We start from the raw sequence: 7109 nt of genomic DNA on the forward strand, positions 1-7109 counted from the left end.
CTGTTTTTTCGTCATATGATTTACAAAGTTTGCTTACCTTTATAATCTCTTCCATTTCGGTTTACCTCCTAATTATTTCTTATGTTGATAATTTTATCTTGTTTACTAGGGTTATATCTCGACTATTCTTGCTATTTTAAATATAATATTCTTTACAAACAAAAAAGATATAGAATAGTTGTTAATGATAACGACTCTATATCTTTTCTAATATTATTTAACCATATATTAAATAAATTATTTTCTTTCTTTCATAGTTAAGGCATTTTTCTTACAAGTACTATTACAAATACCACATCCGATACACTTGCTCTCGTCTACTGTAGCTTTACCTTCTTTAATTTCAAACACTCCAAAATGACATCTTTTAGCGCATTTACCACATCCAACACATTTACTCTCGTTAAACTCTATAACATATTTACTAGGCGGCCAAATTCCAATGCTTTTTCTTCTTTGTTGTGATCTAAGTACATAGCAACAATCACCACAACAGTTGCAAATTCCATTAGGATTAGCTGTATGCATTAATCCAGCTTCATGTGCATCTATAACAACTTGTTTAGCTCTTTCTTTATCAATTTCTTCACTAATACCTCGATCTACACGTGTATTAATTCCATTTTCATATGTAATACATGTTCTGGTAGGTAGTTTACAATCTCCCTTCATAGAACGACAATCACAGTAATTTAAATAAACTGGTCTATCGTCATTTTCTATAAGCTCAAGCATCTCTTCCAATAAATAAACTCTATCTTTAGTAGGTAGCTCTTCATTTGGATCAAGTCTTTCATAAAATGAATTAAAAAACCATTCTTCTATTTTTCTTCTACCTTCTTCATCAATACTTCTATATAGTTCTTGTTCTACAATGCAAAAAACATTTAATTTTTCATAAAAATCATTTAAACAATACAATCCCTGTTTCTTGTCTACAATATTAATTAATCCATCACTATAAGCTTTTTTAACAAATTCCTTATCACCAGTTACATTTACAATATCATTTTCATCAAAAATATCTTTGTCTATTTTTTCTACAAAATCAATTTCTGAAGGCTTAAAAAATACTTCTAAATAATCAACAGCAACTTCTGGAACTTTAAATTTTTCAATAAATAAACTATGCAATACTATCACTCCCTGTTTAATTTAACATAACTTATTAAATAAAATATACAAAACTGTAATTATAACATAATGGTAATTATATAAATAATCATTTGTCAATTATTTTTAATATTGCTTGACAAAAATAAGGTACCTTATTATAATTATTTATCGTAAATATAGTTAGGTACCTTATTAAACAAAAACTAAAAGGGGTGAATCGATTGAAAATCACAGATGATGAAATTATAGAAGCTTTTTACAATGTCTCAAGAGCAATTAGACATAGCTACTCTCCAAATGGCAATGACAAGAATTTAGAACCATTCATAGGCCAATACCGTTGCCTATTATATTTAGAAAATGCTAAACCTATAAACCAAAAAGATTTAGCTAATGCCTTAAATATAAGACCTGCTTCATTGAGCGAGTTATTATCTAAATTAGAACAAAAAAAATATATAATACGCACACCTTCTGAAAAAGATAAAAGAAACATTCTAGTATCTCTATCAGAAGAAGGTATGGCGGAAGTTAAACAATGTAAAAAGAATCAAAAAAAGTTTCATTCAAAAATATTATCTTCCTTATCAGAAGAAGAGAAACTACAATTTTATAATATTTTGCTTAAAATTAATGATTTTAATCAGAAAGGATAATCAAAATGACAGATACATATGAACTTACTGACAAAAGAAGAACTTTAATATTTATAAATATAGTAATAAGTTGTATAGCATCATCTATGCTTGCAACTGCATTATCAACAGCTCTACCTCAAATGGTTTCAGACCTTAATATAAGTGTATCAACAGGTCAATGGATAACTAGTGGATATTCACTTGCCATGGGAATTATAATGCCCTTGACAGCTTTTTTAATAACTAGATTTCCAACAAAAAAACTTTATCTAACATCAATGATGTGTTTTATTTTGGGATTATTAATTTGTGCAGTTTCACCTAATTTTGAATTTATGATGGTTGGTAGAATACTTCAAGCATGTGGAAATGGCATGTTAACATCTATGGCACAGGTTATTCTTCTTACAATTTATCCTCAAGAAAAATGCGGTTCTATAATGGGATGGTATGGATTATCTGTAAGTGCTGCTCCTGTCATAGCTCCAACGATCGCCGGCTTTTTAATCGATACAGTAGGATGGAGAATGATCTTTTATATTTCTATTTTTATTATGTCGATTGCATTTGTATTTGCATTAAATGTATTTAAAGATGTTTTAAATACTAATAAAAATAAATTCGATATTTGCTCATTTATTATAAGCATATTCGCATTTGGAGGTATTACATTAGGAATAGGAAATTTAGGTAGCTTTAACTTTATAAGTTTACAAATACTAGCTACATTAATTATCGGTCTTATTTCCTCTGTACTATTTATTTACAGACAATTACATCTAAAACAACCATTCTTAGATATACGTGTCCTTAAAGATAAAAACTATACTCTAAGTGTAATTGGCAGTATGCTACTTTATTTTGTAATGATGGGATCTAGTATTATTCTTCCTATATATGTCCAAACTATAATGGGATATTCTGCCGTTATATCTGCTTTAGTTTCTTTGCCTGGTTCCCTTGCTATGGCCATTGTAAGTCCTTTTGCAGGTAAAATTTACGATAAATTCGGCATGAAAAAACTATTTATAGCTGGCTCAGCATTTATGCTAATCAGTAATATAGGAATGATATTTATAACTATGAATACATCTATTTGGTTAGCTGCTATATATAATGTTATAAGATGTGTTTCTATAGGTTGTCTCATGATGCCTTTAGTCACTTGGGGAATTACTAATATCAGCAGTAGTTTAACAGCTCATGGAACAGCTTTATTGACTTCTTTTAGAACTATATCTGGAGCGATAGGTTCTGCTGTTTTCGTAGGAATTATGACATTAGTAGGAAATAACTCTGTAAATAAATACGGCGAAAGTGCCCAAATTCATGGCTTAAATATTACATTTTTAACTATGTCTATTTTTACTTTATTATTGTTATTTATAGCTGTATTTTTAGTAAAATCTAATAAAAATATTGATACTAATTAATTGTAAACGTTCGTTTTCCAATAAATATATTTTATATAAAAAGAGATGTTTTTTAATTGTAGTAAACATCTCTTTTTATATAATTATTTCTCCATTTTGTTTTATTTAACTTCCATTCCACAAGGCATAGAAACCTTAGCTGCCACACGATCGTTCATAATAGTTTCATAAAGTCTGAAACCGCCAGAAAAATTATAACAGTCAAATCCATTTTGAACTAAAATACGACATGCTATATAGCTTCTAAGACCACTTTGACAATTTACATAAACTGTTTTTCCTTTTTCTAATTCGCCAATTCTCTCACGCAATTCATCGACAGGAATATTTATAAATCCATCAAAATGACCCCTTGCGTATTCGCCAGGTGTTCTAACATCAAGTAATATCACGCTTCCATCTCTCGGAATGTCCTCAACTTCATTCCAAAAAAACTGTTTCAAAAGTCCATTTGAAATATTTTCAATCATAAATCCAGCCATATTCACTGGATCCTTTGCTGATGAATAAGGAGGTGCATAGGCTAAGTCTAGATCCTTTAAGTCAAATGCTTTGATTCCTGCATGAATCGCAGTTGCAAGTACATCAATTCGTTTATCGACACCTTCATATCCTACAATTTGGGCTCCAAGCAGCTTATAAGTTTCCTTTTCAAATAATACCTTCATAGTCATGACCTTGCCACCTGGATAATAAGAAGCATGACTCATTGGTGATAAGAAAACTTTGTCACAATCGATACCTAATTTTTTCGCAGTTTTTTCATTAATTCCTGTTGTCGCAACTGTCATATCAAATACTTTTATAATTGAGGATCCTTGAGAACCAAGGTATTTACTGTCGCCGCCGCAAATATTATCGGCAGCGATACGTCCTTGTTTGTTTGCAGGGCCTGCTAGAGGAATCAATACATTTTCATCTGTAACAGAATTTTTAACTTCTATTGCATCACCAACTGCGTAGATATCTGTAATTGATGTTTCCATTTTCTCATTTACTAGAATACTATCCTTTATTCCTAACTCTAGTCCAGCTTGTTTTGCAAGGTGTGTATCTGGTGTTACACCGATAGCTAAAACACCCATATCTGCTTTTAATACCTTTCCACATTTAAGTGATACCTTTATGCCATCGCCATCTTCATAAAATCCTTCTACTGCTTCACCAAGCATTAAATTTATACCTTTACTTCTCATTTTTGCATGAACAAAAGTCGCCATATCGTAATCTAGTGGATTTAATAATTGTTTTGGACGTTGAATAATTGTTACCTGCATACCTAAATCAAACAAGTTTTCTGCTACTTCCATTCCTATAAATCCTCCACCTGCTACAATTGCAGATTTCGGTCTATTTTTTTCTACAAATTCATGAATTTGCAATGTATCCTCAACAGTACGAAGCTTAAACAGCTTGTCTAATCCCACTCCAGGAACATCAGGTTGAGTTGGCTTTGCTCCTGTTGAAATAAGAAGCTTATCATAACCTTCTTCAAAACGCTCTCCAGTATTTAAGTTATGAACAGTAACTGTTTTTTTATCCGGATGAATATCAACTACTTCATGTCTTACTCTCATATCTATACGAAAACGTCTCCAAAAGCTTTCTGGAGTTTGTAATGTAAGTGCCTTTGAGTCTGATATTACACCACTTATGTAATATGGAAGACCACAATTTGCGTAAGATACATGTCCTGAACGCTCAAAAACAACTACTTCTGCATTTTCATCTAATCTTCTTATTCGAGCTGCAGCTGTTGCACCACCAGCAACACCACCGATAATTACTACCTTCATTTTATCCTATCACCTTTCTATAATAGCTTTTATTTTTATAAAACCTCTATCTTAATTATAATATCATAACAACTTAATTAATACAAAAAAGGACTAAAGCTAAGCTCCAATCCTCTATAAACATTATATATTTTTTATCTAGATATATATTTTTGTAATTCCAACAAACTCTCTATGGCATCCTTTACACCAAGATCATAGACTTCCTGTAGCTTATCAGGATTTGTTTCTATTCTGCCTATCTCTATAGGCTTTGAAGGACGTATTACAAAAGCCTTACCCTCATTCTCCCACTGCTTCAATAGCTCAACTGATTTATTATACACATCATGTCTTTTAAGCAATTTTTCTGATAGCTGTGGTTGCTTTTTATAAAATAATTTTATAAGAGATGATGACATAGGATTTTTACGATACTCCATATCACGTGTCAAAATTACAATTAATTTATCATACCCCTGTGATGAAATCCATTGAAATGGAATACTATCTGAGATACCGCCATCTAGGTACATTTTATTATTATACAACACAGGTTTTGAAACAAAAGGCATAGAACCAGAAGCACGTAAAACATCCATTTGCTCAAATGCACTGTAAACCTGAATATATTCAGGCTCACCAGTTTCTATATCTGTTACAACTGCATAAAAAGGTATCCCAGACTTTTTATAACTCTCATCATCAAATGGATCTAGTTTACGTGGTACTTCTTCGTATGCATATTTGGTATTGACAATATTACCTTCTCTAAGCAATGGACCTAATCCCATATAATTTTTATCACTATTAAATTTTTTGTTATATCGTATAACTCTTCCTTTTTGTCTTGATAAGTAATTCACCCCGAATAACGCACCAGCAGACACACCTACAACAGCATCGACAGAAATACATTTTTCTAAAAAAACATCTAAAACTCCAGCGGTGTACATTCCTCTCATAGCACCGCCTTCCAATACTAATCCAACTTTCATCTGTTATTCTCCTAAAAAACTTATTATTCACCTGCTTTAGTTATAAGCGCCACATTCTCGACATGCACACTGTGCGGGAACATATCAACAGGTTGAATTTCTCTACACTTATAACCTCTATCATTTAAATAAGCCAAATCCCTAGCAAGAGTAGATGGATTACATGATACATAAACTACTCTATCAGGCTGCATAGACACAATCGTATCCAATACTTTTTCATCACATCCCTTTCTAGGTGGATCTACAACTACTACATTAGCTCTCTTACCTTCTCTATACATCTTAGGAACGACTTCTTCAGCCTTTCCGACATAGAACTCGACATTGTCCATATCATTTATCTCAGCGTTTCTCTTAGCGTCTTTTATTGCATCTTCTATGATTTCTATTCCGTACACCTTTTTCGCCTTTTGAGCTAAGAATAGTGATATAGTTCCTATACCGCAATAAATATCGAATACGGTATCATTTTCTCCCAAATTCGCATACTCCAAGGCCTTATTATATAAAACCTCAGTTTGAAGTGGATTTACTTGGAAGAATGATAATGGAGAAATTTCAAATACTAGTTCTCCAATATAATCTCTAATTATACCGTCTCCATATGCAACAATATTTTCTTTGCCTAAAATTACATTAGTTTTTTGTGTATTTATATTTACAACAAGGGTTTTGAATCCAGGAATATTTTCTTCTAAAACTGATGCTAACTCATTTAAATGAGGTAGCTTTCTTCCATTAGCAACTAAAACTATCATTACTTCACCTGTAGTAAATCCAACCTTAGTTACTAGATGTCTCAATAATCCCTTGTGAGTTTTTTCATCATAAATACTTACATTGTATGCTCTAATATAAGTTTTTATTATTTTCATTATTTTATCGTTTACTTCATGTTGTATAATACATTCATCAGTCGATATTAAGTCGTGACTTTTCTTTTTATAAAATCCTATGATAGGCATATCATTTTTCTTTTGAATCGGAAATTGTGCTTTATTTCTATATCTAAAAGGATTTTCCATTCCTAAAGTATCGTGAATTACCACATCATCTAGCTTTCCAATCCTAGCTATAACCTGCTTTACTTCGTTTGTCTTTATATCAAGCTGTTTTTGGTAATCTAATTCTTGAATTTGGCATCCT

Annotated in this window: 6 protein-coding genes; 2 read left to right on the plus strand and 4 right to left on the minus strand. The window is 31.4% G+C overall.

Annotated elements, in window-relative coordinates; genetic code table 11:
• Positions 1–237: 237 nt before the first annotated feature.
• A complete protein-coding gene (locus ACI3VO_RS02085) occupies positions 238–1134 on the minus strand; it encodes an ATP-binding protein (protein ID WP_439756318.1) in 897 nt (298 codons plus the stop codon).
• Between the two features lie 203 nt (positions 1135–1337).
• Between ACI3VO_RS02085 and ACI3VO_RS02090 the strand changes: the two genes are divergently transcribed.
• Both ACI3VO_RS02090 and ACI3VO_RS02095 read left to right on the plus strand, forming a co-directional pair.
• On the plus strand, positions 1338–1772 hold the full coding sequence (locus ACI3VO_RS02090; RefSeq protein ID WP_439756319.1) for a MarR family winged helix-turn-helix transcriptional regulator: 435 nt from the start codon (positions 1338–1340) through the stop codon (positions 1770–1772).
• 5 nt (positions 1773–1777) lie between these two features.
• Positions 1778–3187 carry an MDR family MFS transporter gene (locus ACI3VO_RS02095; protein ID WP_439756320.1) on the plus strand — a complete coding sequence of 470 codons (1410 nt, stop codon included), beginning with the start codon at positions 1778–1780 and terminating at the stop codon, positions 3185–3187.
• 101 nt (positions 3188–3288) lie between these two features.
• Here the strand turns inward: ACI3VO_RS02095 and ACI3VO_RS02100 are convergent, their stop codons facing one another.
• The 3 genes from ACI3VO_RS02100 to rlmD form a co-directional block, all read right to left on the minus strand.
• Positions 3289–4983, minus strand: a complete 1695-nt coding sequence (locus ACI3VO_RS02100; RefSeq protein ID WP_439756321.1) for an FAD-dependent oxidoreductase — start codon at positions 4981–4983, stop codon at positions 3289–3291.
• 134 nt (positions 4984–5117) lie between these two features.
• Positions 5118–5960 carry a patatin-like phospholipase family protein gene (locus ACI3VO_RS02105; RefSeq protein ID WP_439756322.1) on the minus strand — a complete coding sequence of 281 codons (843 nt, stop codon included), beginning with the start codon at positions 5958–5960 and terminating at the stop codon, positions 5118–5120.
• Positions 5961–5983: 23 nt separating this feature from the next.
• On the minus strand, positions 5984–7109 hold a 1126-nt coding region (gene rlmD / locus ACI3VO_RS02110), incomplete at its 5' end, for a 23S rRNA (uracil(1939)-C(5))-methyltransferase RlmD (protein ID WP_439756323.1).

Source organism: Intestinibacter sp. (assembly GCF_051866655.1).
Classification (GTDB): Bacteria; Bacillota; Clostridia; order Peptostreptococcales; family Peptostreptococcaceae; genus Intestinibacter.